Genomic DNA, 22,433 nt, shown 5'->3' on the forward strand with positions numbered 1-22,433 from the left:
TCTTTTTCGACACCGAATCCAACAAGTCCCTGTCGCCGGTGGCGAGGGCTGGGCAAGTGATTGGGGTGGGTATTGCGGTGGCCAGTGTCGGTTTGAGCATCAAGCGTCACGACCCGCGTTATCTGGTGGGGCTGCTGATTCCATCGCTGGGCATCCCCGTGTTTCGCGGCAAGGTGGGCTTTCCGCAAGTCAGCGCATTTGATTCTGTCACGGGCATCGCCCTGCCGATGCTGGACAATCTCGACAACATTCGGGCGTTCAGCAAAGACCCCGGCGATATGCTGAAGCTGGTGAAAGCCATGCCCACGCCACCGGCCCTCAGCGCAGAAACCGCGACCACGCCCGAGCTGCAAAAACTGCTCAAGGCCACGGAGGCGGCGAAGGCTTTAGCGAAGGTTAAGGACCTGCTCGACCAGTTGCCTGACGAATCGAAGATGGGGTTGCTGGATCAGGTGAAGGGGGCGTTGGGCAGTGCGGGCGGCTGAGCCGCCTCTGGCTTCGATCTACTGCAAAAGCAACTGCCTTCACCCTTCCGAGTTTTAGGCCGGCTTAGCCCTGCCACTCACTGACAAAATCAGCCGTGTCCAGCTTCGGCGCGGTGCGGGGGGGATGTTGTGGGGTGCCCAGGTAAAGGAACGCAACAACCTCCTCATCCGCCTCCAATCCCAAGCCTTTGGCGACCTGGGCCGAATACGACAACTCACCCGTACGCCACACGGCCCCGACCCCCAGCGCAAATGCCGCGAGCAATACCGCGTGGGCGGCGCAACCGGCGGTGATCCGTTGTTCTTGCTTCGGCACTTTGAGGTGATCCTGCAGTTTGGCGATCACCACCACCACCAACGGCGCACGCATCGGCCCCTGACGTACCTTGTCCAATGCTTGCGGTGTTGCCTCGGCATCGCTCTGTTGCAACGCTTGCACCAGTAACTCGCCCATCTGCTCGCGCGCTTTACCTTCAACCGTCAGGAAGCGGAAAGGCCGCAGTTGACCGTGATCAGGTGCGCGCAGGGCCGCGCTGAACAATATTTCCCGTTGCGCCGCGTCCGGTGCCGGGTCGATCAACCGCGGTACCGATACACGGTTGAGCAAAGCGTCGAGCGCCTCCATTGAGCTGTCTCCTTTTAAAATGATGGGCCATTCTAGGATGTGTTCACCCTCAATAACGAGCGCGGCGACCCAATAATTACAATCAGTGCTTACAACTTGTAACAAGAGTTCATCGAATTATATCCCCTCGAACGCAGGTAGAATGGCGCCTTTCCACTCCCAAGTCAGAGCCCCTGCATGGCGTTGCCGACCCTTCGCATCATCGGTTTCATTATCGGCATTTTCCTGATCACCCTGGCTATCGCCATGGTCGTCCCCATGCTGACACTGGTGATTTTCGACCACACCAGCGATATCCGCGCCTTTCTCTGGGCGAGTCTGATTACGTTCATTGTCGGCCTGGCATTGGTCATCCCGGGACGTCCCGAGCACATTCATCTGCGCCCACGGGACATGTACCTGCTAACGGTGTCCAGCTGGGTCGTCGTCTGCATCTTTGCCGCACTGCCGTTTTTGCTGTCCCAGCACATGAGCTATACCGATTCGTTTTTTGAGAGCATGTCCGGGATCACCGCCACCGGTTCCACCGTAATGAGCGGGCTGGACAGCATGTCGCCAGGGATTCTGATCTGGCGCTCGCTGCTGCACTGGCTCGGCGGTATCGGTTTTATCGGCATGGCGGTGGCGATCCTGCCACTGTTGCGTATCGGGGGCATGCGCCTGTTCCAGACGGAATCCTCCGACCGCTCGGAGAAGGTCATGCCGCGCTCACACATGGTGGCCAAGTACATCCTGCTGACTTATGTCGGCATCACCACCCTGGGCAGCCTGGCCTTCTGGGCGGCCGGCATGAGCCTGTTCGATGCGATCAACCATGCCATGTCAGCGATCTCCACCGGCGGTTTCTCCACCTCCGATCAATCACTGGCGAAATGGCAACAGCCCGCCGTACATTGGGTCGCGATTGTAGTGATGATCCTCGGCAGCTTGCCCTTCGCCCTGTACGTGGCTACCTTGCGTGGCAATCGGCGGGCATTGTTCAAGGACGAACAAGTGCGCGGGCTGCTCGGTTTTCTGCTGGTGACCTGGCTGATACTCGGCACCTGGTATTGGGCAACCACCAGCATGCATTGGCTGGACGCCCTGCGTCATGTGGCACTGAACGTGACGTCGGTCATGACCACCACCGGGTTCGCCCTGGGCGATTACAGCCTGTGGGGTAACTTCGCGTTGATGCTGTTTTTCTATCTGGGCTTCGTGGGCGGCTGTTCAGGATCGACGGCGGGCGGAATCAAGATTTTCCGTTTTCAGGTCGCTTATATCCTGCTCAGAGCCAACCTCAATCAACTGATCCACCCCCGCGCAGTGATCAAGCAGAAGTACAACGGTCACCGCCTGGACGAAGAAATTGTCCGCTCGATCCTGACCTTTTCATTCTTCTTCGCAATCACCATTTGCGTGATTGCACTGCTCTTGTCGCTGTTGGGCGTGGACTGGATGACCGCCCTGACCGGTGCGGCCAGTACGGTCTCCGGCGTCGGTCCGGGGCTGGGTGAAATCATTGGCCCGGCGGGTAACTTCGCCGGGCTGCCGGATGCGGCTAAATGGATTCTATCGCTGGGTATGCTGCTCGGCCGACTGGAAATCATCACCGTGCTGGTGCTCTGCGTTCCAGCGTTCTGGCGGCACTGAGATCACATCCGCGCGCGGTATTCCCCCGGCGTCTCATCGAACCAACGGCGGAAGGCGCGGAAGAAATTGCTGGGGTCGGCAAACCCCAACAGGTAGGCGATTTCCAGCAAGGTCATGTTCGGCTGCGCCAGGTATTGCTCGGCCAACTCACGGCGAGTGACGTCGAGCAAAGCCTGAAAACTGGTGCCCTCTTCCTGCAAGCGGCGCTGCAACGTGCGCTGGGACAGGTGCAGGGTTTGCGCGACCGTCTCACGCTTGGGCTCGCCCTGAGGCAATAACCGGCACAGCACCTGACGGGCCTGATGGGTGACGCGGCTTTCCGAGAAACGCGCCAGGTATTCCCCGGCAAAACGATCATGCAACTGCGCCATGGCTTCATTGGCGGTCGGCAGCGGTGCCTCCATATCTGCCCGCTCGAACACCAGGGCGTCATAGGGCGCGTTGAACGTCATCGGTGCATGAAAGGCTTTTTTATAGGGCTCCAGGTCCTTGGGCTGATCGCCCTGAATCAACACCTCGCGCGGCTGCAACGTCCTGCCGGTCAACCAACCACAGAAGGTCAAGGCCGAGGCCAGTGATGCTTCGGCGCTTTGCCGGGTCGGTGGCAGATGGTCGCCATGCACGGTCAGGATCAGCGCGTAACCTTCGGGCAGCAGACGAAAGCTCAAGTCGGCACTTTCAGCGATGATCCGCTGATAACGCACCAACCGCATAAAGCCTTCCTTGAGGGTCTGGCTGGACATCAACGCATAGCCGGCAACGTTGAAGGATGCCGGACGCACGACTTTGGCCATGTTCAAACCAATCGCCGGGTTGCCTGAAAGCTCCACTGCTCGCTGCCACAGCCGTGTCATGGCGTCCTGAGGGAAGCGCGCATCAGGGTTATCCAGATCGGCATAATCAAGCCCCAGTTCCTTGAAGAGCGAACGACAATCGAGACCATCCAGTTCCAATGACTTGACGATACCCATCGCCCAACTTGCAGAAGTCGTTCTTTCGCTCATGGCGGTTTCTTCAAGATAAGCCGCGTCCTGCAGCTACTGGCACAAGGATACTATTCTGGCGCTTAATGTCACTGGCCTGATTAATCGGGCACATTACACTCAGCCCCTAAAACAAGAATCGAAGGTACACGTCGTGACAGCCACCCAGTCGTTCACACGTTTCGCTGACTTCTACCCCTACTACTTGTCGGAGCACAGCAACAGCACCTGTCGCCGACTGCACTTCATCGGCACCACGCTGGTGATTTTTATCGCGGCCTTCGCGATTGGCAGCGCCCGCTGGCCGTTGTTATGGGCAGTACCCATTGCGGGTTACAGCTTTGCCTGGGTCGGACATTTCTTTTTCGAGAAGAATCGCCCCGCCACGTTCAAGCACCCGTTTTATAGCCTGCTGGGCGACTTCGTCATGTACCGCGATATGGTGATGGGCAAAGTGCCTTTCTAGAAACCTCACCCTGAATGGCACTCGGCGCGCAGGGCCAGCAATGCGTCTTTCACGGTCACTGCCGAAATCCACACGCAGCATAGACTGGGTCTTTGTTTACCTATAACAAAGACAGGACCGTCGATGAACACTCAGGCCCGCTTTACCCATATGAAGGAAGGTACTCAGGAGGATTGGGCGATCATTGCCCAGGACTTCAGCGCCTACGCCAAACAGTTGCCGGGGGCGAATCCTGACCCATCTTCGGCTGCTCGACGGTGACTTCGGTGGCTTTCCCGTTGATCGCCTGACCCACTCCCTGCAAACCGCCACGCGTGCCTGCCACGACGGTCGCGACGAGGAATACATCGTCTGCGCCCTGCTCCACGACATCGGCGACACACTGGGGTCCTATAACCACGCGGACATCGCTGCGGCCATTCTCAAGCCTTTCGTCAGCGAGGAAAACCTGTGGATGGTGGAAAAGCACGGGATATTCCAGGGCTATTACTTTTTTCATCACCTGGGCATGGACCGCATGCTGCGCGAGCAATTCCGGGCGCATCCGCAGTATCAGCAAACCATCGAGTTCTGCGCAAAATACGATGCCGCCGCGTTCGACCCTGCATACAACACGCTGCCATTGAGCTTCTTCGAACCCATGCTGGAACGGGTTTTTACCCACCCGAAACGCTCGATCTATCAATCTGCCATAGAGCAAGATCTTTCATCGTCTTGATGGCAGGGTCGGCTTTAAATAACCGGCTCGCTGACCCGCCCCTCGTCTTCCTCGACCCGTTTCTGCCGGACGGGGACCCGCGCCTCGCGCAGATGAGCATCAGCCAGCCGGAACAATTCGATCGAGCCATCTAAATGCTCAATCAGCGCGGTACAGGATTCGACCCAATCGCCACAATTGAGGTACTCCACCTCGCCCACGGTGCGGATTTCAGCATGATGGATGTGCCCGCAGACCACGCCGTCAAAGCCACGTTTTACGCATTCGTGAGCGATGGCTTCTTCGAAGTCACTGATGAAACTGACCGCCGTTTTGACCTTGTGCTTGAGGTACGCCGACAGCGACCAATAGCCGTAGCCATAACGCGCGCGCCAGTGGTTCAGCCAGCGATTAAGGGTCAAGGTAAATTCATAGGCCGAATCGCCGAGAAAGGCCAGCCAGCGGTGATAGCGCGTAATCACGTCGAACTGATCGCCGTGCACCACCAGCAGACGACGACCATCAGCCGTCACGTGCTCGGCCTCGTCCACCAATCGGATATTGCCCAGGATCAACGTCGAGTAACGCCGCAGGAATTCGTCGTGGTTGCCAGTAACATAAATTACTTCGGTGCCGCGCTTGCTCATGGTCAATAGACGGCGGATCACATTGGTGTGCGCCTGAGGCCAATACATGCCACCGCGCAGCTTCCAGCCATCGATGATGTCACCGACCAGATACACCTTGTCAGCGTGATACTGCTTGAGAAAGTTCGACAGATGCTCAGCCTGGCAATCACGTGTGCCGAGGTGTACATCTGAGATCCACAAGGTTCTCACCCGTTGCTTGCGACTGGGTTTAGCGAGCTGAGCGCTGCTCATGGACAACCTCCGGCAGGGTTTTAGCGAGCTTGCCCGGCGCGGGTTAATTGGACATGACATTGGCGTGGCGATTGGATGACAAATGATCCAAAAACGCCAACAGACAACGGTCAGGCATGCGCTCTACACTTAGCGGTCATCCCCGCACCGTAAAAGCCTGACTGATAAGGACTGTAATGAACCACCGTTCTGCGCTTGGCGCTCTGCATATTGGCGCCCTGATGTTCGGCCTGACCGGGGTGTTCGGCAAACTGGCCGCCGCCTCGCCCTCGATCATCGTGTTCGGCCGCGCAGCTTTTGCAGTGATTGCCCTGGCCTTTTTCGCCCGTTTCGCCAGCAACACCGCCTGGCAATCACTGCGCGGCAGTGATTGGCGTCGACTGGTTCTGGGTGGGTTGCTGCTGGCCGGGCATTGGGTGAGCTTCTTCATCTCAGTGAAAGTTGCCGGCGTGGCCATCGCGACACTCGGCTTTGCCAGCTTCCCGGCCTTTACCGTGGTCCTCGAAGGGCTGATTTTCCGCGAGCGGATTCGCAGCAATGAAATCATCCTGGTGCTGCTGGTCAGCGTCGGGCTGGTGTTGGTCACCCCGGATTTCGACCTCGCCAGTCAGGCCACTCTCGGCCTGCTGTGGTCCGTTTTGTCCGGTTTACTGTTCTCACTGTTGTCACTGACCAACCGCGCCAGCTCCGGGCGAATTCCGGCCGTGCAAGCGGCGTTGTGTCAAAACCTGGTAGTCGCGGCGTGCCTGTTGCCTGCCGCGGCGCCGGGCCTGAGCAGCGTCACACCCCTCGACTGGCTGTGGATCGGTCTGCTTGGGGTGTTCTGTACAGGTGTGGCGCATAGCTTGTTCGTCGCCAGCCTGGCAGTAATCAAGGCGCGCACCGCCGCGATGGTCTTTGCCCTTGAGCCGGTGTATGGCATCACCTTCGCGTGGTTGCTGTTCACCGAACAGCCCACGATGCGGATGTTACTGGGTGGCGCACTGATCATCGTCGCGATCGTGGTCTCGAGCCGGCTGGGATCTAAAACAATCGAGCACAAAGCCGGCGCCGCTTCAGCCCACTGAATGCTTACGCCTGCGGACGATCGTTATGCCCCAGGTCGCGCTGCGGGTCGATCTGGTCACGCACTCGCTGCTTGAGTACCTTGGCTTCAGGAAACCCGCCATCGGCCTTGCGCTCCCAGATTTGCACACCATTGCACGTGATTCGAAACGCCCCACCGGTCGCAGGCTCCAGCGAGACCTTGCCCAGATCGTCGGAAAACGTGCTGAGCAACTCTTGAGCGAGCCACGCGGCCCGCAGAAGCCATTGGCATTGGGTGCAGTAGGTAATGACGATTTCAGGTTTGGCGAGAGACATATCCTGACTCACACTCCTCAAGGGTTGGCGTTCAAAGGCGCTTTATCTGAATCTGGGGCAGACATTTTAAGAGCCGGTCGCTGATCCCACGCAAGGCATCGGATCAATCTGCCCGCAACCTCTCTGCAATCAGCTTATTCCCGCCAACAAATCCCGAGCAGTCTGCTGCTGGTTATCGTCAGTTTCGTTGATCACTTCCAGCAGCAGCTCACGCGCAGCCTGCAGATCACCGTCATCAATCAACACCTGAGCCTGGTTGATTTTGCTCAGGGGCTCGTCGCTCAGGTCGAGCATATCGAAGCCCGCCGAATCATCCATGAAGCCTTCAAGAAACGCATCATCCAGACTGTCGCTGCTGGCGTGGAGAATAGGCTCCGGCTCTGAGAAGTCGCTGAGGAACTGCTCATCAGGCATTTCGAAGACTTCCGGCAACTCCGTGAGGTTGGACGCGAAATCCAGGTCCTCCGTCGGCGCTTGTTCCGGCTGGCTTTTGCTGCGTACGGCCGGCGTGGTTTCGAAGGGATCGACCAAATCCCAATCGGCGTCCATCGACAAATCTTCCAGGTTCAATTGGAATTCGTCAGCAGGCTGCGCGCTCAAGGAAGAGGCAACAGGCTCATTGACCACCGCTTGAGGCAGCACCGGTTCTGACGAAGGCAGCGGTAGGGCCTCTGGCGCGGGTGAAGGTGTCGCGAACAACTGGGGATGCTGCGCGCGTATTTCCTGCAATTTGTCCGAACTGACACCCTGATCGAGCGCCGCTTGCTCCTCGCGGGCAAAACCGTCGGCGTCACCCTGCTGGGCCAGCAACTCAAGAATTCTCAGGCGCAGATCCGTTCGCTGCGGCTGTTTCTGCAGTGCATCGCGCAAAATGCCCAGCGCCTCACTGATCCGGCCGTATGCGATATAAATGCTCGCACCGTCCATGGCATCGGTGGCAGCACCGGCCAACCGTTGGGTACCAGGCGTCGGAACCGCAACCACTGGCGCTGTCGGTGCAGCGACCACGGAAGGTTTTTCAACCACGGGCACAGCAGTCGCCATCGTGGGCCTCGGCGCAGCCGTGTCGACGATATTCTGCACAGGCAGGGCGTTTATCAACCGCTTGCGCCGTACGGAATAAGCCAACCCCAGCAATAACAACAGCACCAACACTGCCCCCGACAACAGCAACATGTTGCCGGACGATTCCTCCGCTGGCGCCTCGGTTACTGGCGGGGCGGGCACCGCCGTTGGCGTCACGGCCACAGCCGGGACAACGGGGGTGACCGTTTTGGTTGTGGATAACTTTAGTTCAGCCAGGGCGGCATTCAGTTCGGTGAGCTGCTTGTCTTTACCCGAAATTTGCCCCTCAAGCGCTTGCATCTGCCCTTTCAGGTCGCCCACGGTTTTGGTCAGTTGCTGGTTCTCGATAACGGTACTGGCCAGTTGCTCAGCGTTTTGCTGCAACCCATCCGCAGAAGCTGCTGCTTCATTTGCCGCCGAAGGGGGTGGCGTAGTTTGAGTGGCTGCTGCGACCGAAGGCACCCCTGTCGAACGCGGCAACACCGCGCTGTCTGGCAGCAGCAGGCTCTGTCCGACTTTCAACCGAGTGCTGTTACCGTTGGAAAACGCCTGGGGATTGAGCGCCTCGATACCTCGGGCCAGCTCACTGGCGGAAGTTTTGCTGCCCGGCCCTTGCAGACGCCTGGCAATCGTTCCGAGGTTATCGCCGCTGGCGACCGTGTAGCGATTACCCTGCACCGCTTGCGGCGGCGCGACGGGCATACGTGATTCAGCACCGCGCTGTGAAGAAGGATCGGCTAGCCTGGAGCGCGACGCGGCTGCGCCTATCGCCGAGTCGGGCGGGTCGAGCAACACCGTATACGCGTGCAGCACGTCGCCATTAGGACGAACCAGGCGCACCAGAAAATTAAGGTAAGGCTCAGTGACTGGCTTTCTCGACTCCACATGCACCACACCACGATTGCCATGGATGATGGGGGTAAAGCGCAAATCATTGAGAAAGAACAGGCGTTCGATGCCTGCCCGGCTGAAGGCTTCCGGCGAAGCAAGACTCGCCACAATGTCATCCGCGCTCAGGCCTGCGGTTTCTACCAATTCGATATCGGCATTGAACGGCTGATCCAACGCCGAATGCAGGGTGATATCTCCGAGCCCCAATGCTGGGGCCAGTGCCGAATAAAACAGTGATGTTGCGGCCGCAGCCACACACCATTGACGAACGACCTGCCGCAACGGGCGATCGGCCCGTTTTAACGCGGCCTGAGAACTCTTCAGCATGAAAATCCTTATAAAAACCAAAGCAGGCTTCTCAGCACATTCGCTGTCACACGCAGATAGCGCAAGTATGGGGGCAAATCGGGCCTGATGCTCGCACGCTTTCACCAATGCTTAAAGGGGTAAAAGCGCTTGAGCCACTGAATGTCAGGTGTTCAGGATTTTTCCAGGTTCGCCAGGATCCGTGCGTGTACCCGCATGCAGATTCCCAGCTCGTCCTCGTCGATGCCGACGAAAAGTTCATGGCGCAACGCGGTTGCGATTGTCTCGATTTTTTCGATCAGCGGCCGCGCCGTTGCACACAGAACGATTTTCTTAGCCCGTCGATCTTCGACCACCGCCTGACGCAGAACCAGCCCCTGAGCTTCCAGACTGTCGAGCAAACGCGCAAGGGTCGGCCCTTCGACGCCAACACTCTGCGCCAGCTCACGTTGCGTCGGTGCTTCTTCGAAGCGCGCAAGGTGCAGCAGCACCAGCCAGCGCGCCTGCGACAGGCCCAGGTCAGCGAGACGCCGGTCGAGCTCGGCTCGCCAGCCACGTGACATCTGAGCCAATTGCATGCCGAAGCGGTGTTGATCAGTTAAAGGCATAAGAAACTCATGATTAAAGGCTTGTACTAATTATTAGTCAGCTAACCATGATGCCCGCACCGAGGCAAGTGTCACTCACTGTAACCAATCGTCGCAGGGGGTAAAAACCCCAGGAAAATCAGACTTCAAACTCGGACTGCAGCGCCGCACGCACGCAATACAGCACGCCGTCTGGCACGCGACCGGCGAACTGTGCGGCAACGGCGGCAACCGCAGGCAATTCTCCTTCGCCATCAAGGAACGCATCCTGAATTTCATTGAGCACGTCCTCAGGCAAGTCCAGCGCTTGCTCCAGTGATAATTGCTGCTTGCCGATAGCCTCCGCGAGCATCGTGTAGACGTTCTTTTCGGTGCACTGCAACTGGCCGGCAATCTGCGCCGGCGTCATCCCGGCACGGGCCAGGCTGATCAATTCGTGACGCACGTCAGCCACAACCCTTGGTGCCTCGGCGGTACCGCCGAGCACCTCGAGGAACGCTTCACCATAACGCTCCAGCTTGCGCGCACCGACCCCACTGACCTGAGCCATTTCCGGCAATGATCCGGGCTTGCTGCGCAGCATCTCGAGCAAGGTCGAGTCGGGGAAAATGACATAAGGCGGCACCCCATGCTCTTCGGCCAATTTGCGCCGCAGGGCGCGCAAGGCCTCCCACTGCTCGCGCTCTTCGCCACGAACCAATTGACTGGCCGGGCTGCCCGAACCGCTTTTCGGGGTGGTTTGCGGTTTCAAATCACGGCGCAGTTCCAGCGTGACTTCGCCGCGCAAGAGCGGTCGGCAGGTGTCACTCAAACGCAGGCCGCCGTAGCCTTCCAGATCGATATCAGCCAGGCCGCGCGCCACCAACTGGCGGAACAGCGAGCGCCACTCACCTTCTGCACGCGCCTTGCCGACGCCGAAAACCGCCAGATGTTGGTGACCAAAGCTCTTCACCTTGTCGTTGTCGCGACCCAACAGGACGTCCACCAGATGGCCGACGCCATAGCGTTGGCCGGTGCGATAGATGGCCGACAAAGCCTGACGCGCAGGCTCGGTCGCGTCCCAGGTCTGCACGCCATCGACACAGTTGTCGCAATGACCGCACGGGTTAGGCATGTCTTCGTCGAAGTAGGCCAGCAACGTCTGTCGGCGACAGCGGGTCTCTTCACAAAGCGACAACATGGCGTCGAGTTTGTGTTGCTCAAGGCGCTTGTGTCGCTCGTCGCCTTCGGAGTTTTGCAGCATCTGCTTGAGCATCAGCACGTCTTGCAGACCGTAGGCCATCCAGGCATCGGCGGGCAGGCCATCACGGCCGGAGCGCCCCGTCTCCTGGTAGTACGCCTCCAGCGATTTGGGCAAGTCCATATGGGCGACGAACCGCACGTTGGGTTTGTCGATGCCCATACCGAAAGCGATGGTCGCGACCATGATCAGGCCTTCCTCATTGAGGAAGCGCTTCTGGTTGAAGGCACGTGTCTCGTTAGGCAGCCCGGCGTGGTACGGCAAGGCCGGATAGCCGTTGTCACACAGAAAAGCGGCGACTTCGTCGACCTTTTTACGGGACAGGCAATAAACGATGCCTGCATCGCTGCGCCGCTCGGAAAGGAATGCCAGCAGTTGTTTGCGCGGCTGTTCCTTGGGCACGATGCGATAAAAGATGTTGGGGCGGTCGAAACTGGAGAGAAAGCGCTCGGCGTTCTGCAGATGCAGGCGCTCGACGATCTCTTCACGGGTGCGTTTATCGGCCGTGGCGGTCAGGGCGATACGCGGCACGTCGGGGAACAACTCGGCGAGCTGCCCCAGCTTCAAGTATTCAGGACGGAAATCATGCCCCCACTGTGACACGCAGTGCGCTTCGTCGATGGCAAACAGGGCGATTTTCAGGTTCTGCAGGAAGGCCAGCATCCGCGGCTGAACCAGGCGCTCGGGCGCCAGATAGAGCATTTTGATCTCGCCCAACCGTATCCGGTTGGCCAGATCCCGCTGTTGCTCTGCGCTCAGCGTGGAGTTCAACGCGGCCGCCGACACACCCAGCTCTTCCAGGGTCGCGACCTGATCGTCCATCAAGGCAATCAGCGGTGAAACCACCACTGCCAAGCCTTCACGCAGCAGGCCCGGGACCTGGAAGCATAAGGACTTGCCGCCACCGGTGGGCATCAACACCAAGGCATCGCCGCCATTGGCAACACGCTCAATAATGGCACCTTGGCGACCACGAAAACTGTCGTAACCAAAGATGTCTTTAAGTACGCGTTGAGCCTGTTCGAGCATAAAAACCCCAAAATATTGCAGAAGCGACCCTGCTACAGCCTGTCGCAATCGCTATTGGCATCGCAAAGCGCGGCATTATACCCGAGGGGTTCCAGGCAAAGCACAAAGGCGATACCGGCGGTCGATATAAAAGACATAACAGCTTCTAAGCGCCTCTGTACTGGCGCACAGGCCCTACACAGCCTAGAATTCAGCATTGTTTATTCCCAAGGTAGCCCGTCAATGTCCTTCGCTGAGCAACTACACCGCCTGCAAGCCTTCCTCGATGCCGATGAGCTGCATGACGAAGCGCTGGACTATGTGGCCGCCCACGGCTACCTGACCGCGCTGTCGATCTGTGCCGAAACGGTCCCTGAGCGCGAGTGGATCGATACGCTGTTCTCCGAGCCGCCGCATTACACCAGTGATGCCCAGCGCGAAGAAATCGAAGCCACGCTGATCCAGCTGCAAGCGCATATCGCCCGCCAACTGGCCTCCGACGAAGAGTTCGAATTGCCGTGTGATCTGGACCTCGGTGACGAGCCGGATGACTCCGACCTCCGCGGCTGGTGCATCGGCTTCATGGAAGGCGTATTCCTGCGCGAAAACGCATGGTTCGAAAGCGCCGAAGACGAAGTCAGCGAAATGCTCCTGCCGATCATGGTCGGTTCGGGTTTGTTCGACGAACAGCCAGAATTTGCCGACATCGCCCAGGACGCCAATCTGATGGATGACATGATTGTGCAGATCCCGGAAGCACTGACCGCGCTGTACCTGCTGCTGCAGGCGCCAGACGAGAAACCAGCGATTCTCAAGCCTCGCCACCACTGAGTCCACGCCTATGGCGCAAGACTCGACGCGTACAAGCAAACATTGGCTTGTACGCCATGTACTTCAGGGCATTGGCTGGCTGAGTGTAGCGTTGGGGGTGATCGGGATTTTCTTGCCGGTGTTACCCACCACGCCCTTTCTATTATTGGCAGCGGCCTGCTTCGCCCGAAGCTCGCCGCGCTTTTATGAGTGGCTGGTCAGCCATCGCCATCTGGGCCCCTGGATTCGTGATTACCTCGACGGTAACGGCATCCCGCTCAAGGGCAAAGTCTACGCCGTCGGCCTGATGTGGCTGAGCATCGGCCTGTCCTGCTATCTGGTGCCTTTGCCATGGGCACGCGGTTTCATGCTGACCAGCGCAGTGCTGGTGACGATCTATATCCTGCGGCAGAAGACGTTGAGCAGGCTTTAGGCGTTGCATCAGAGGCATAGCACCCACAAAGGTCGTAGAGACCCTGTGGGTGCACATTCATCCGCGAAGACGACCCAGCAGTTAGCGCTCTACTTGAACGCTTCAAACAACCCCGTTGCCCCCATCCCGCCGCCGACGCACATGGTCACGATGCCGTAGCGCAGGTTGCGCCGTTGCAGCTCGCGAACCAGGTGACCGACCTGGCGCGAACCGGTCATGCCGAACGGGTGGCCGATGGAGATCGAGCCACCGCTGAGATTGTATTTGGCGTTATCGATTCCCATGCGATCACGCGCATACAGGCACTGCGACGCGAAGGCTTCGTTGAGTTCCCAAAGGTCGATGTCGGCCACTTGCAGGCCTTTGGCCTTGAGCAATTTGGGCACCGAGAACACCGGACCAATCCCCATCTCGTCCGGCTCGCAACCCGCCACCGTGAAGCCACGGAAATACGCACGCGGTTTGAGGCCCAGCTCCAGGGCTTTTTCCAGGCTCATGACCAGCGTCATCGAAGCCCCATCGGACAACTGCGACGAGTTGCCTGCGGTCACCGAACCGTCTTCGGCAAATACCGGCTTCAGGCCCGCCAGGCTTTCCAGGGTGGTGTCCGGACGATTGCAGTCGTCACGATCAACGATGCCTTCAACCAGGCTAATCGCACCGGTATTTTTGTCCTCGACGCGGTAGGTCACGGCCATCGGCACGATTTCATCATCGAACAGCCCCGCAGCTTGAGCAGCTGCAGTGCGGTGCTGACTTTGCAAGGCGTAGAGGTCTTGTTGCTCGCGGCTGACATGGTAGCGGCGCGCGACGATTTCGGCGGTCTGGCCCATGGGAAAGTAAATCCCCGGGGCCTGTTCCTTAAGCAATGGATTGATCAGGTTGTCGGTGTTGATGCTTTTCATGGTCAAGCTGATGGATTCGACACCACCGGCAACAATGATCTCGCTGCAACCGGAGGCAATCTGGTTGGCCGCGATTGCAATGGCCTGCAAGCCCGATGAGCAATAGCGGTTGAGGGTCATGCCGGGAACCTGGATGCCCAACTTCGACAGCACCGCCACATTGCGCCCAATGTTGTAGCCCTGCGCACCTTCGTTGGAACCGGCACCGACGATACAGTCCTCGACCAACGCCGGGTCCAGGCCATTGCGCGTCAGCAGTGCGTTGACGCAATGGGCTGCCATGTCATCGGGACGGGTCTGGTTGAACTTGCCGCGAAACGACTTGGCCAATCCCGTCCGCACGCTATCGACAATCACCACTTCACGCATGACACACCTCCACTCTTATTGTTGATGAGAAGGCATTGAGCATAGAGCCAGACAATCCTTGTCCGCGATGATCATTCACTGGCTGTATGGAAAATCATGGCGTCACTTAGACTTTTTGTCCTTTTCAAAAGCGGCTTCCAACGCGTTATTGATGGTGCGCAACACCTTCACCCGCGCCCAGCGTTTGTCATTGGCCTCAACCAGGGTCCACGGTGCGATTTCAGTGCTGGTGCGATCAACCATGTCGCCCACGGCCACGCGGTAGTCCGGCCATTTCTGCCGATTGCGCCAGTCGTCCTCGGTGATTTTGAAGCGTTTGAATGGAATCTGCTCCCTCGCCTCGAAACGCTCCAGTTGAGTCTGCTCATCGATGGCCAGCCAGAACTTGACCACCACGGTACCGGCATCGGTCAGTTGTTCTTCGAAATCGTTGATCTCGCTGTATGCCCGGAGCCAATCTCCCGGGCTGCAAAAACCCTCAACGCGTTCTACCAGCACCCGGCCATACCACGACCGATCGAACACGGTGAATTTGCCGCGTGGCGGCATATGCCGCCAGAAGCGCCAGAGATAAGGCTGTGCACGCTCGTCCTCGGTGGGCGCGGCAATCGGCACGATATTGTACTGACGCGGGTCCAGCGCCGCCGCGACCCGCCGGATGGCACCACCTTTGCCAGCGGCATCATTGCCTTCGAACACCGCTACCAGCGAGTGCCGTTTCATGCGTTTATCACGCACGTTGCCCGCCAGGCGCGCTTGCTCGGTAATCAGTTGTTCTTCGTAATCTTCTTTTTCCAGATGCTGAGTCATGTCGAGACTGTTCAGCAGGCTGAGGTCATCAATATTGGTCGGCAGCGGGCCAATGGTCAGCGGACCTTGAGGGGGTCTTTTGTTGGCCAAGGCTGCCTGTAGCCCATCGAGCAACAGCCGCCCGACGGTCAGGCTGCGATAATGCGGATCCACGCCTTCGATGACATGCCAAGGCGCGTAATCATGGCTGGTTCGACGCAGCACGCGCTCACCGTAGCGGACAAATTTGTCGTAGGTTTTCGATTGCTGCCAGTCCAGCGGGCTGATGCGCCAGCTGTGCAACGGGTCATCCTCAAGCAACTTGAGCCGGGCCTTCATCTGTTTTTTGGACAGGTGAAACCAGAACTTGAAAATCAGCGCGCCCTCATCGCAGAGCATTCTCTCCAGACGTTCAGCGCCATTGATTGCCTGATCGAGCACGGCATCCTTAAAGTGGCCATGCACTCGCCCCTGAATCATCTGGCTGTACCAATTGCCAAAGAAAATCCCCATGCGCCCTTTCGCCGGCAAATGCCGCCAATAGCGCCACGCGGGTGGTCGGGCCAGCTCTTCGTCAGTCTGCTGATCGAACGTACGCACCTCGATCAGCCGTGGGTCCATCCATTCATTGAGCAGCTTGATCGTCTCGCCCTTGCCCGCACCTTCGACGCCGTTGATCAATACGATCACCGGAAAGCGCGCTTGCTGCTTGAGTTCGAATTGCGCGTCGAGCAACGCCTCGCGCAGCGCCGGCACCTCGGCGTCGTAAGTTTCTTTGTCGATGGCGTGACCGATTTCGGCGGATTCGAACATGCACAGCTCCCCTTCAAGATCGTCAAGATTAACGGATCGCATGAATCAATGCTGGGTAAGACAGCCATTCGTTGCGATGGGTCAATTGAACAGGCTTAAGGGACCCCCCTTCTACCCCTTGCGCCCTCACCAACTCGCTGATTGCGTTAATATCCCGCGCTCCTGCCGCCGTCGAGCCGACCATGACCTTCACATCCCACGCCCAGATCGACTGGGACGAACAGGGTAATCCTCATTCGCGGGAATTCTCGGATGTCTATTTCTCCACCCAATCCGGTCTGGACGAAACACGTCATGTCTTTCTGAAACAGAATGATCTGACAAACCGGTTTGCGGCTCTGGCGGCAGGCGAGCGCCTCGTTATCGGTGAGACCGGCTTCGGCACCGGCTTGAATTTTCTTTGCGCCTGGCAGCTGTTTGCCGAGCACGCCGTCGCCGACGCACGCCTGCACTTTGTCAGCGTCGAGAAGTTTCCACTGACCCACAGTGATCTGCAGCGGGCCCTCGCCTTATGGCCCGAACTGGCCACCTGCGCCGGGCAATTGCTCGATCAGTACATCGCCGTGCATGACGGTTTTCAGCTCATGGTGTTCGACGGCGGGCGCGTGACCTTGACCCTGTTGATCGGCGACGCTTTAGACATGTTGCCGCAGCTGGACGGGCAGATTGATGCGTGGTTCCTCGACGGTTTTGCTCCGGCAAAAAATCCGGAAATGTGGACTCCCGAACTGTTCGCCGAACTGGCACGGCTGGCGGCGCCGGGTTCGACCATCAGCACTTTCACCAGTACCGGATGGGTACGGCGCGCGCTGAACGCAGCGGGCTTCAAAATGCGCCGCACGCCGGGTATCGGGCATAAATGGGAGGTGCTGCGCGGGGCGTTTATCGGCTGGCCGGAAGACGTGCCCAAGCCTGCAGTCGTCAAGCCCTGGTTTGCCCGCCCGGCGCCGATCACGACTCAGCGCAAGGCGTTGGTGATCGGCGCCGGCCTGGCCGGTTGCGCAACAGCTGCCAGCCTCGCTGCGCGGGGTTGGCAGGTCAGCCTGATGGAACGCCACGGCGATCTGGCGCAGGAAGCTTCGGGCAACCCGCAAGGGGTGCTGTACTTGAAGCTTTCTGCCCACGGCACGGCGTTGTCACAACTGATTTTGAGCGGCTTTGGTTACACCCGCCGCCATCTGGAATACCTGCAACGGGGTACCGACTGGGACGGCTGCGGCGTGTTGCAGTTGGCCTTCAATGACAAGGAGGCCGAACGCCAGGCGCAGTTGGCGCAAGCGTTTCCCCCCGAACTCTTACACGTGCTGGACCAGGCACACGCAGAAGCCCGAGCCGGTGTTGCACTGTCTTGCGGCGGCTTGTTTTTCCCCGAGGGGGGCTGGGTACATCCGCCGGCGCTGTGCCGGTTTCAGGCCACACACCCCAACATTCAGCTATTGGCACATCACGACGTACTGGAACTGCGTCGTAACGGCGAACAGTGGCAGGCGTGGGATGGCGAGCGACTGCTCGACGAGGCTCCGGTGGTGATATTGGCTGGCGCCGCAGAGGTCAAGCGCTTCCCGGCCAGCGCGGAATTACCCCTCAAACGTATTCGCGGGCAGATCACCCGGCTTGCCCAGACCCCGGCGAGCGAAGTCTTGAGCACCGTGGTCTGCGCCGAAGGTTATGTGGCGCCCGCCCGGCTGGGCGAACACACGCTAGGGGCGAGCTTCGATTTCAAAAGCGATGACCTGACGCCGACCACTGCCGAGCACCAGAGCAATCTCGAACTCTTGCAGGAAATCTCCGAAGACTTGCTCAAGCGGCTGGGCGCAGACGCGCTGGAACCTGAGCACCTGCAAGGACGAGCGGCATTCCGTTGCACCAGCCCGGACTACTTGCCCATCGTCGGCCCACTGGCGGATAAACAGGGATTTCTGGAGGCTTACGCGGCGCTGGGCAAAGACGCCCGACAAGTGCCGGATACCGTTTGCCCTTGGCTCGACGGCCTGTACATCAACAGTGGTCATGGCTCTCGTGGGCTGATCACCGCGCCACTGTCAGGCGAATTGCTCGCTGCCTGGCTGGACAACGAACCCCTGCCGTTGCCCCGCAGCATTGCCGAAGCCTGCCACCCCAACCGTTTCGCGTTGCGGGCGTTGATTCGGGGCAAGGCATAAGCACGGGGTGACTGGCGTCAGCGCCCTGCTGGCTAGCCATCAATCTTCATGCGGCGGGCGCTGACAGCTCATCTAGACGCAGTCAGCGCACTGCCGCGCTGAAGACTCAGGCCAGCGTCTCATCCATGCGCCCTTTGCGCCGGTAGGGAAAGACATCAATGATCTTGCCCGCCCGAATCGCGTCTTGCAGGCTTTTCCAGTAGTCGGCGTCGTACAACTCACCATGGAGTTCATTGAACAGCCGGCGCTGGCCCATGTCGGCAAACAGAAACGGTGGAAACTCCTCAGGGAAAATATCCAGCGGAGCAATCGAGTACCAAGGCTCCGAGGACATTTCATCTTCGGGCGTGCGCGGCGCCGGGATGCGGCGAAAATTGGCTTCGGTCAGGTAGCAAATTTCGTCGTAATCGTAGAACACCACCCGGCCGTGACGGGTCACGCCAAAGTTCTTCAGCAGCATATCGCCGGGGAAAATATTCGACGCAGCCAACTGCTTGATCGCCAGCCCATAATCGTCCAGTGCTTCGCGCACCTGGGCTTCGTTGGCATTTTCCAGATAGAGGTTCAACGGCGTCATACGCCGCTCGGTCCAGCAGTGACGGATCAGGACGGTGTCGCCTTCGACTTCGACGGTCGACGCCGCCACGTCCAGCAGTTCGGCGAGGCACTCAGGATCGAACTTGCTCAACGGAAAACGGAAATCGGCGAATTCCTGGGTGTCGGCCATGCGCCCTACCCGGTCGACGCTTTTTACCAGACGGTATTTTTCGATCACCGTGGCACGGTCGACGTTTTTCGACGGCGCGAAGCGGTCCTTGATGATCTTGAACACCGTATTGAAACCCGGCAGGGTGAACACGCTCATGACCATGCCGCGCACACCGGGCGCCATGATAAAGCGGTCGTCGGTAGTGGCCAGATGGTTGATCAGGGCGCGGTAGAACTCGGACTTGCCATGCTTGTAAAAGCCGATCGAGGTGTACAGCTCAGCGATGTGCTTGCCAGGCAAAATACGCTTGAGAAAGCCGATAAACTCCGCAGGCACTGGCACGTCGACCATGAAGTACGAGCGTGTGAACGAGAAGATGATCGACACATCAGCTTCATCGGTAATCAGCGCATCAATCTGGATACCACTGCCTTCACGGTGCAGCAGGGGGATTACCAGCGGCCATTGTTCGTCCTGGGTGAAAATGCGCCCGACCAGATACGCCCCCTTGTTGCGGTACAGAATCGACGAGAACAGCTCCACGCTGAGCGCCGGGTCCTTGCACACCCAATCGGGCAGGTTTTCCCGCAATTGCCCTTCGAGCCGTTGCAGATCACCCGGCAAGTCGGCAAACGGCACATCGAACTTATACTCGGCAAAAATCTGCTTGAGCATGCTCGACAGTTCGCCTTGGGGCCGATAAGTGCGGGTTTGAGCCGCCTTGTCGTGGCGGCGCAGAGACGGACGCGTGGTGTGGATGAACATGCAGCCGTCGCTGATCAGGTCATGACTGAACAGGCCACAGAAAATCGAGTTGAACCAGGTTTCCGCCAGCTCATCGTCAAACCGTACGTCGATCAGGTTGATGTACGCACTTTTGACCAGCGGCCAGCAGCTTACATCCAGCAGGCTCTGGGCATCGAACGTACCGTGCAAACGCTCGGTCACTTCGCTGACTTTCTCTTCGTAGAGATTGATCCGCGCTGCCGATGCTCGCTGAGCTTCCTGCCATAACGCTTGTTCGAAGCGCGCCTGAGCACCATCGGCAATCTGCCGAAAATGCTCTCGATAATCATCAAAACCGTCAAGAATCATTTGGGCGATATCGGCGGCTGGCCATTGCTGCGGCATAAACAGATCTCGTCAGGAATTCGGAAGCCCGAGCTTAGCCAGTGGACAGGCATAGGAGAAGCGTATTTTTACTCGCTCAGGTTGCGCTGAGCCCTCTGCCCCGGAGACACTCGCGCCCCGACCACCGGCATGGAGCTGGCTTTGAGACCTGTTGACACCCTGCGTTTATTAGTACTTGCCGCCATCTGGGGCGCCAGTTTCCTGTTCATGCGGATCATCGCACCCGTGCTCGGCACCGTGCCGACAGCGTTTTTTCGCGTATCCATTGCCGCCGGCGGTTTGCTGGTGATCCTCTGGCTGATGCGGATTGATTGGGATTTTCGCGGCAAATTCAAAATCTGCCTGCTGCTGGGGATGATCAACTCCGGGCTGCCCGCGACCTTGTATTCATTGGCCGCTCAAGTATTGCCCGCCGGTTACTCATCGATTTTCAATGCAACGACGCCGCTGATGGGCGTATTGATCGGTGGGTTGTTCTTCAACCAGAAACTGTCGCTGGTGAAAATCGCGGGGGTGTTTCTCGGTTTGTTCGGTGTCGGCATCCTGACCCGTGCGGGGCCCGTGGCTTTCGATCTGGAGTTGCTGATCGGCGCGCTGGCCTGTTTGCTGGCAACGACGAGCTACGGCTTTGCCGGCTTCCTCGCTCACCGCTGGCTCGATCAGCAAGGTGGCCTTGACCCAAGGCTCGCCACCGTCGGCAGCATGCTCGGCGCCACGCTGTTATTGCTGCCGCTGTTCGGCTACAGCGTCATCAGCCATCCACCCGCCAGTTGGGGCGGGAGCAGCGTGTGGCTGTCGTTACTCGGATTGGGACTGGTGTGCACCGCGTTCGCCTACATCCTGTTTTTCCGGCTGCTTAGCGACATTGGCCCGCTCAGCTCGATGACCGTGACCTTCATGATCCCGCCCTTCGGCGTGCTGTGGGGTGCACTGTTTCTCGATGAACCGCTGTCGTGGGCACATTTGTATGGCGGCGTATTGATTGCGGTGGCGCTGTGGCTGGTGCTGAAACCTGTCGCAGTGGCGAAGGCTTCAGCAGGTGGGCATTAGCGTGCGGAACACAAACACCCGTCCGACGTTGTATCAGCCGAACAGCCAATAGCCGAGCAAGGTCAGAACGATGACCGCCAATACCGGACGCATGACGCGGTAGGCCTTGGGGTGACGACGCTTGAACTGTTTGACGGTGGTGCTCATGCCATCGCTGAAACGCTTGCTGTAGGCATACGCCTGGTTGATCCCGCCAACACGTTCGTCATCGGTATTCTGCGGCGCCGTGGCGCTTCCCAAGACCTTACTGACCCAGCGATTGAGGCGGGTCATGAGTTTGGAACGCAGAGGCCGCTCGATGTCACAAAACAGAATCACCCGGGTGGTTTCGGTCTGGTTCTTGACCCAATGCACGTAGGTTTCATCGAACATCACGTCTTCGCCATCGCGCCAGGCATACACCTGTCCATCAACGTAAATGCGGCAGTCATCCGAATTTGGCGTCGACAGCCCCAAGTGATAACGCAGCGAACCGGCAAACGGGTCGCGATGCGGGTTGAGGTGGCTATCCCCTGGCAACAGCGCGAACATCGCACCTTTGACGTTGGGAATGCTGTTCACCAGCGCGACGGTCTTGGGGCACAGCAGTTCAGCGGACGGCAAGGCTTTGTCGTACCACTTGAGGTAAAAGCGCTTCCAGCCTTTTTTGAAGAACGAACCGAAACCGGCATCGTTGTTCTTCTCGGCAGCGCGGATATATCCCTCGTCGAACAAATGCATGGCTTCGTCACGAATGATTTGCCAGTTGTCCTTGAGCACGTCCAGCTCAGGAAATTTTGTGCGGTCCAGGTAAGGCTTCGAGGGCACACCGGAAAACAGATACATCAACGCGTTATAAGGGGCAAACAACGCAGAATGGTTAACGAACTGACGTAGCAGAGGCAGTCGCGCTTTACCCCGCAGGTGCACATACAGCGTGCTGCCTACGAAAAGCATCAAAATCGAGGCCTTGGCGGCGAAAGAAAAGGTCATGAAACTCTCCTTGAAAATAGACAACTAACTGCACGCCGCGGCACTGTTTTAATTATCTGATC

General features: G+C 58.6%; 18 protein-coding genes and 2 pseudogenes. 9 read left to right on the forward strand and 11 right to left on the reverse strand.

All coding sequences use genetic code 11. The features are described from left to right. Positions 1–485 (forward strand): annotated as a pseudogene (locus K0F75_RS22635) (DUF2235 domain-containing protein); the annotation flags it as partial. Positions 486–549: 64 nt separating this feature from the next. Here K0F75_RS22635 and K0F75_RS22640 read toward each other — a convergent pair. Further along, positions 550–1,110 carry a nitroreductase family protein gene (locus K0F75_RS22640; protein WP_219064195.1) on the reverse strand — a complete coding sequence of 187 codons (561 nt, stop codon included), beginning with the start codon at positions 1,108–1,110 and terminating at the stop codon, positions 550–552. A gap of 177 nt (positions 1,111–1,287) precedes the next feature. Between K0F75_RS22640 and K0F75_RS22645 the strand changes: the two genes are divergently transcribed. Beyond that, on the forward strand, positions 1,288–2,742 hold the full coding sequence (locus K0F75_RS22645) for a TrkH family potassium uptake protein (protein WP_219064196.1): 1,455 nt from the start codon (positions 1,288–1,290) through the stop codon (positions 2,740–2,742). 2 nt (positions 2,743–2,744) lie between these two features. Here K0F75_RS22645 and K0F75_RS22650 read toward each other — a convergent pair whose 3' ends face one another. Further along, positions 2,745–3,746, reverse strand: coding sequence for an AraC family transcriptional regulator (locus tag K0F75_RS22650; protein WP_219064197.1), 1,002 nt, complete (start codon positions 3,744–3,746; stop codon positions 2,745–2,747). A 133-nt stretch (positions 3,747–3,879) separates the two neighbouring features. Here K0F75_RS22650 and K0F75_RS22655 point away from each other — a divergent pair, with 133 nt between their 5' ends. Both K0F75_RS22655 and K0F75_RS22660 read left to right on the forward strand, forming a co-directional pair. Further along, on the forward strand, positions 3,880–4,191 hold the full coding sequence (locus K0F75_RS22655; protein ID WP_219064198.1) for a DUF962 domain-containing protein: 312 nt from the start codon (positions 3,880–3,882) through the stop codon (positions 4,189–4,191). A 123-nt stretch (positions 4,192–4,314) separates the two neighbouring features. Further along, a pseudogene (locus tag K0F75_RS22660) lies at positions 4,315–4,909 on the forward strand (HD domain-containing protein). 14 nt (positions 4,910–4,923) lie between these two features. Here the strand turns inward: K0F75_RS22660 and K0F75_RS22665 are convergent. Beyond that, positions 4,924–5,769: a UDP-2,3-diacylglucosamine diphosphatase gene (locus K0F75_RS22665; protein ID WP_219064199.1), complete on the reverse strand. Its 846-nt coding sequence runs from the start codon at positions 5,767–5,769 to the stop codon at positions 4,924–4,926. Positions 5,770–5,945: 176 nt separating this feature from the next. Between K0F75_RS22665 and K0F75_RS22670 the strand changes: the two genes are divergently transcribed. Next, a complete protein-coding gene (locus K0F75_RS22670; RefSeq protein ID WP_219064200.1) occupies positions 5,946–6,836 on the forward strand; it encodes a DMT family transporter in 891 nt (296 codons plus the stop codon). A 4-nt stretch (positions 6,837–6,840) separates the two neighbouring features. Here K0F75_RS22670 and K0F75_RS22675 read toward each other — a convergent pair whose 3' ends face one another. From K0F75_RS22675 to recQ, 4 genes are all read right to left on the reverse strand, one after another. Next, the gene (locus K0F75_RS22675; protein ID WP_219064201.1) at positions 6,841–7,131 is read right to left on the reverse strand and encodes a SelT/SelW/SelH family protein; all 291 of its coding nucleotides are present in this window, start codon (positions 7,129–7,131) and stop codon (positions 6,841–6,843) included. 129 nt (positions 7,132–7,260) lie between these two features. Continuing rightward, positions 7,261–9,414: a FimV/HubP family polar landmark protein gene (locus K0F75_RS22680; RefSeq protein WP_219064202.1), complete on the reverse strand. Its 2,154-nt coding sequence runs from the start codon at positions 9,412–9,414 to the stop codon at positions 7,261–7,263. Positions 9,415–9,566: 152 nt separating this feature from the next. Then, positions 9,567–10,001 (reverse strand): MarR family transcriptional regulator, encoded by a 435-nt coding sequence (locus K0F75_RS22685; RefSeq protein ID WP_219064203.1) that lies wholly within the window; start codon positions 9,999–10,001, stop codon positions 9,567–9,569. A gap of 118 nt (positions 10,002–10,119) precedes the next feature. After that, positions 10,120–12,249: a DNA helicase RecQ gene (recQ, locus tag K0F75_RS22690; RefSeq protein ID WP_219064204.1), complete on the reverse strand. Its 2,130-nt coding sequence runs from the start codon at positions 12,247–12,249 to the stop codon at positions 10,120–10,122. Positions 12,250–12,471: 222 nt separating this feature from the next. On the opposite strand from recQ, the gene K0F75_RS22695 reads away from it, so the two are divergent. Continuing rightward, positions 12,472–13,059 (forward strand): YecA family protein, encoded by a 588-nt coding sequence (locus tag K0F75_RS22695; protein ID WP_219064205.1) that lies wholly within the window; start codon positions 12,472–12,474, stop codon positions 13,057–13,059. Between the two features lie 10 nt (positions 13,060–13,069). After that, entirely contained in the window at positions 13,070–13,471 is a 402-nt protein-coding gene (locus K0F75_RS22700) for a YbaN family protein (RefSeq protein ID WP_219064206.1), read from the forward strand. A gap of 89 nt (positions 13,472–13,560) precedes the next feature. Here the strand turns inward: K0F75_RS22700 and K0F75_RS22705 are convergent, their stop codons facing one another. Both K0F75_RS22705 and pap read right to left on the reverse strand, forming a co-directional pair. Then, positions 13,561–14,745 (reverse strand): thiolase family protein, encoded by a 1,185-nt coding sequence (locus K0F75_RS22705; RefSeq protein ID WP_219064207.1) that lies wholly within the window; start codon positions 14,743–14,745, stop codon positions 13,561–13,563. Between the two features lie 102 nt (positions 14,746–14,847). Next, entirely contained in the window at positions 14,848–16,347 is a 1,500-nt protein-coding gene (pap, locus tag K0F75_RS22710; protein ID WP_219064208.1) for a polyphosphate:AMP phosphotransferase, read from the reverse strand. Positions 16,348–16,529: 182 nt separating this feature from the next. Here pap and mnmC point away from each other — a divergent pair, with 182 nt between their 5' ends. Next, the gene (gene mnmC, locus K0F75_RS22715; protein WP_219064209.1) at positions 16,530–18,509 is read left to right on the forward strand and encodes a bifunctional tRNA (5-methylaminomethyl-2-thiouridine)(34)-methyltransferase MnmD/FAD-dependent 5-carboxymethylaminomethyl-2-thiouridine(34) oxidoreductase MnmC; all 1,980 of its coding nucleotides are present in this window, start codon (positions 16,530–16,532) and stop codon (positions 18,507–18,509) included. A 106-nt stretch (positions 18,510–18,615) separates the two neighbouring features. On the opposite strand, the gene aceK is transcribed toward mnmC, so the two are convergent. Next, positions 18,616–20,349 (reverse strand): bifunctional isocitrate dehydrogenase kinase/phosphatase, encoded by a 1,734-nt coding sequence (aceK, locus tag K0F75_RS22720; RefSeq protein WP_219064210.1) that lies wholly within the window; start codon positions 20,347–20,349, stop codon positions 18,616–18,618. 141 nt (positions 20,350–20,490) lie between these two features. On the opposite strand from aceK, the gene K0F75_RS22725 reads away from it, so the two are divergent. Beyond that, entirely contained in the window at positions 20,491–21,399 is a 909-nt protein-coding gene (locus K0F75_RS22725) for a DMT family transporter (protein ID WP_219064211.1), read from the forward strand. A 33-nt stretch (positions 21,400–21,432) separates the two neighbouring features. Here the strand turns inward: K0F75_RS22725 and K0F75_RS22730 are convergent, their stop codons facing one another. After that, entirely contained in the window at positions 21,433–22,371 is a 939-nt protein-coding gene (locus K0F75_RS22730; protein ID WP_219064212.1) for an aspartyl/asparaginyl beta-hydroxylase domain-containing protein, read from the reverse strand. Positions 22,372–22,433 lie beyond the last annotated feature (62 nt).

Origin of the sequence: Pseudomonas sp. UMAB-08 (assembly GCF_900095225.1) — a bacterium.
Taxonomy (GTDB): Bacteria; Pseudomonadota; Gammaproteobacteria; order Pseudomonadales; family Pseudomonadaceae; genus Aquipseudomonas.

What these genes read in the sequence shown, in the direction of transcription:
- K0F75_RS22640 (WP_219064195.1), bottom strand. Translation starts at nt 1,110, where the DNA reads ATGGAGGCGCTCGACGCTTTGCTCAACCGTGTATCGGTACCGCGGTTG.
- K0F75_RS22645 (WP_219064196.1), top strand. Translation starts at nt 1,288, where the DNA reads ATGGCGTTGCCGACCCTTCGCATCATCGGTTTCATTATCGGCATTTTC.
- K0F75_RS22650 (WP_219064197.1), bottom strand. Translation starts at nt 3,746, where the DNA reads ATGAGCGAAAGAACGACTTCTGCAAGTTGGGCGATGGGTATCGTCAAG.
- K0F75_RS22665 (WP_219064199.1), bottom strand. Translation starts at nt 5,769, where the DNA reads ATGAGCAGCGCTCAGCTCGCTAAACCCAGTCGCAAGCAACGGGTGAGA.
- K0F75_RS22670 (WP_219064200.1), top strand. Translation starts at nt 5,946, where the DNA reads ATGAACCACCGTTCTGCGCTTGGCGCTCTGCATATTGGCGCCCTGATG.
- K0F75_RS22675 (WP_219064201.1), bottom strand. Translation starts at nt 7,131, where the DNA reads ATGTCTCTCGCCAAACCTGAAATCGTCATTACCTACTGCACCCAATGC.
- K0F75_RS22680 (WP_219064202.1), bottom strand. Translation starts at nt 9,414, where the DNA reads ATGCTGAAGAGTTCTCAGGCCGCGTTAAAACGGGCCGATCGCCCGTTG.
- K0F75_RS22685 (WP_219064203.1), bottom strand. Translation starts at nt 10,001, where the DNA reads ATGCCTTTAACTGATCAACACCGCTTCGGCATGCAATTGGCTCAGATG.
- recQ (WP_219064204.1), bottom strand. Translation starts at nt 12,249, where the DNA reads ATGCTCGAACAGGCTCAACGCGTACTTAAAGACATCTTTGGTTACGAC.
- K0F75_RS22695 (WP_219064205.1), top strand. Translation starts at nt 12,472, where the DNA reads ATGTCCTTCGCTGAGCAACTACACCGCCTGCAAGCCTTCCTCGATGCC.
- K0F75_RS22700 (WP_219064206.1), top strand. Translation starts at nt 13,070, where the DNA reads ATGGCGCAAGACTCGACGCGTACAAGCAAACATTGGCTTGTACGCCAT.
- K0F75_RS22705 (WP_219064207.1), bottom strand. Translation starts at nt 14,745, where the DNA reads ATGCGTGAAGTGGTGATTGTCGATAGCGTGCGGACGGGATTGGCCAAG.
- pap (WP_219064208.1), bottom strand. Translation starts at nt 16,347, where the DNA reads ATGTTCGAATCCGCCGAAATCGGTCACGCCATCGACAAAGAAACTTAC.
- mnmC (WP_219064209.1), top strand. Translation starts at nt 16,530, where the DNA reads ATGACCTTCACATCCCACGCCCAGATCGACTGGGACGAACAGGGTAAT.
- aceK (WP_219064210.1), bottom strand. Translation starts at nt 20,349, where the DNA reads ATGCCGCAGCAATGGCCAGCCGCCGATATCGCCCAAATGATTCTTGAC.
- K0F75_RS22730 (WP_219064212.1), bottom strand. Translation starts at nt 22,371, where the DNA reads ATGACCTTTTCTTTCGCCGCCAAGGCCTCGATTTTGATGCTTTTCGTA.